The sequence below is a fragment of the Pedobacter sp. 01N416 genome, assembly GCF_056399685.1.
Genome location: NZ_JBFTRT010000778.1, coordinates 1 through 2,497 on the forward strand (window position 1 = coordinate 1; position 2,497 = coordinate 2,497).

At 36.9% G+C, this 2,497-nt stretch carries 3 protein-coding genes and 1 tRNA gene; 1 reads left to right on the plus strand and 3 read right to left on the minus strand.

Going from position 1 to position 2,497, the window contains the following annotated elements; genetic code table 11:
* Positions 1 to 224, minus strand: a 224-nt coding sequence (locus AC1DND_RS27035; protein ID WP_477585842.1) for an SRPBCC domain-containing protein, incomplete at its 3' end; no start/stop codon positions are given.
* Between the two features lie 560 nt (positions 225 to 784).
* Here AC1DND_RS27035 and AC1DND_RS27040 point away from each other — a divergent pair.
* Complete coding sequence (locus AC1DND_RS27040) at positions 785 to 1,186, plus strand: VOC family protein (protein WP_477585844.1); 402 nt, start codon at positions 785 to 787, stop codon at positions 1,184 to 1,186.
* A gap of 181 nt (positions 1,187 to 1,367) precedes the next feature.
* On the opposite strand, the gene AC1DND_RS27045 is transcribed toward AC1DND_RS27040, so the two are convergent.
* Positions 1,368 to 1,452 (minus strand) — tRNA-Ser (locus tag AC1DND_RS27045).
* Positions 1,453 to 1,547: 95 nt separating this feature from the next.
* Positions 1,548 to 2,486 (minus strand): YihY/virulence factor BrkB family protein, encoded by a 939-nt coding sequence (locus AC1DND_RS27050; protein WP_477585846.1) that lies wholly within the window; start codon positions 2,484 to 2,486, stop codon positions 1,548 to 1,550.
* Positions 2,487 to 2,497 lie beyond the last annotated feature (11 nt).

The window sequence follows — 2,497 nt, forward strand, 5'->3', positions numbered from 1 at the left end:
ACCTCCAGGTACTCTCCACCGAAAGAATTGCTATTGCCCGTGGTGAAATTCTGGAACGACATTTTAAAAGTACCACCCACTTTAACATCCATTTGGTGTACCGTACCCAGATAACCGTAAGGTGGCATCCAGGAAGCAAGCGCTACAGGCTCGATGAATGCACGATATAACTTTTCAGGAGATGCCTTAATTACTCTGTGTAATGAAACTTGGTTGTTAGACATAAAATAGATTTTTTTCTGATCCTACTCATCTGGCTTTTCGGTTCGCCCGTTTTTAAATGGTTGCTGCTCCACTTTCTTAACAAAGATGACAGTAAAAAGTTAAGGCAAGTGGGGGTTAATGCGACTTTATTAGGGGTTACTTGCGCTAGCTGATATTGGGCGTAAGATGTGAATTGTATTTAAAGGTAGCTAACATTCTATGGTTTAATGTCCCTTAAGCACTAAGACTTAGGCTAAACTGCCAATATCGAGCGTATTAAGATATTAAGTCCGAGGCACTAAGACTTGCGTTAGAACGGGTTAATCGAGATTTTGGATAAACTTACTGATGACCTAAATATAAATATTGTAGTTTTGCTATGCGCAGAAATATATCATTCATGTTTCCTTAACACCGATAATAAAAAATCTTAGTCAGAATAAGTGATTTACAAAGAATTTCCTCCAGACCAATTACTAACCAAATTTATAAAGAGCTATTGGTGGTTCGACAATTGCACTGCTGAAAAACGATGAAAGAACCGTAATTTTGTACTATTAAACAATTAAAGAAATACAAAATGAAATTTAGTAATATCAGGCTATTAGTGAACGACTTTGATAAATGCTTTACATTTTACAATGACGTTCTAGGTTTGGAATGCTCTTGGGGCGGTTTAGGTGACAATTATGCAAGTTTCAATATTGGATGCCCTTCCGGACTTGCTTTGTTTAAAGCTGACCTTATGAATCATGCTATAAATAAAGTAGTAAACAAAAATGAGTCTGAACAAGACAAAGCTGTAATTATTTTGCAGGTAGACAGTGTGGATCAAGTGTACGCTTCGCTTCGAAATAAGGAAGTGAATTTTTTAGGAGCGCCGAAATCGATGTCAGATTGGGGGACTAGAGTCGTGCACTTCAGAGACCCCGAAGGTAATTTAATTGAATTATATTCTGAATTGGAAAAAGTCGATAATTAATAATAGACGCACAGGGTTTTTCAAGACTTGCGCTCAATATCGTTAAGTTAAGCGTTTTAAATTATTTTTGTTGTGCCGAATGGCTTACCATATTGACATTAGACCTGTACTAGAATGGGATGGATGTTTCGATAAGCGAAAAAAGCCTGAAATCTTACGATTTCAGGCTTTGATTTTTCGGCGGAAAGCGAGGGATTCGAACCCCCGGACCTGTTACAGTCAACAGTTTTCAAGACTGCCGCATTCGACCACTCTGCCAGCTTTCCGGAGGCAAAAGTACGAACTCCGGTTAAATCTGCAAACTATGAATGCTTTTTTTTTATATAAACTTGATAATTACTTAACACAGAGGGAGAAAAAATTATTTCTTCTGGATATTTTCTTCAATTGGTTCCGATTTTTTGAACAAATTAAAGGTAGGGCGAATAATCTTCACACTTCTTTTGCTCACATCAACACTGGCATTTAGTTCAAAACCGATCAATAAAATCAAAGAATTGAGGTAAAGCCAGATCATGATTACGATTAATGTTCCGATAGAACCATACACTTTGTTATATGACGCAAAATGGTTAATGTAGAAAGAAAAACCCCAAATAGTGAGGAAAGCTAAAATGGTAGCCAACCAGGAACCTGCACTAAAGAAACGCCACTTTTTTGAATGTGCTGGCCCGTATCGATATAAGATCGATACCGTTAAAAAATATAAAATAGCCAATAGTGCCCATTGGGTAAACTGTACGGCAAAGGCCAGGAAACTACCCTTAATGTGGAGTTCGTTTGTGATCTTATTCAGTAAAACTTCTCCCAGAGTCATGGCGCTGATGCAGATGATGATGGAAAAACAAATAATCGTAGTTAATACCAGTGCAATTAAGCGTTGTTTTAACCAGCCCCTGGTTTCGATAATCAATGATGATTTATTAAAAGCCTTCATTAAATTTTTAACCCCATTTGTAGCAAAAAATATGGCTGATAAAAAACCGAACGATAGCAAACCCTTGTTCTGATTTTTGATAATATCTTTTAACGTAGTTTCAAAGGCATCAAAAGCATTGTGTGGCAGTACAAGCTGTATTAAGTTTAACAGCTGATCCTGGAAGCCTTTAATTGGAATAAAAGGAATTAACGTAAATAAGAAGATAATGCCTGGGAAGATAGCCAGCATGAAACTATAAGCTAATGATGATGATTTGTTTACCAAAGCATCTTTGCCAATTTCACGAAAGAAAAATGTAGCTACAGTATACAATGGAAGTGGGCTAAAACCAGGCAAAACACATCCCTTCGTCCATTCGATAAATCTAGAAT

Coding starts and splice junctions, on each gene's coding strand:
- AC1DND_RS27040 (WP_477585844.1), top strand. CDS start 785: ATGAAATTTAGTAATATCAGGCTATTAGTGAACGACTTTGATAAATGC.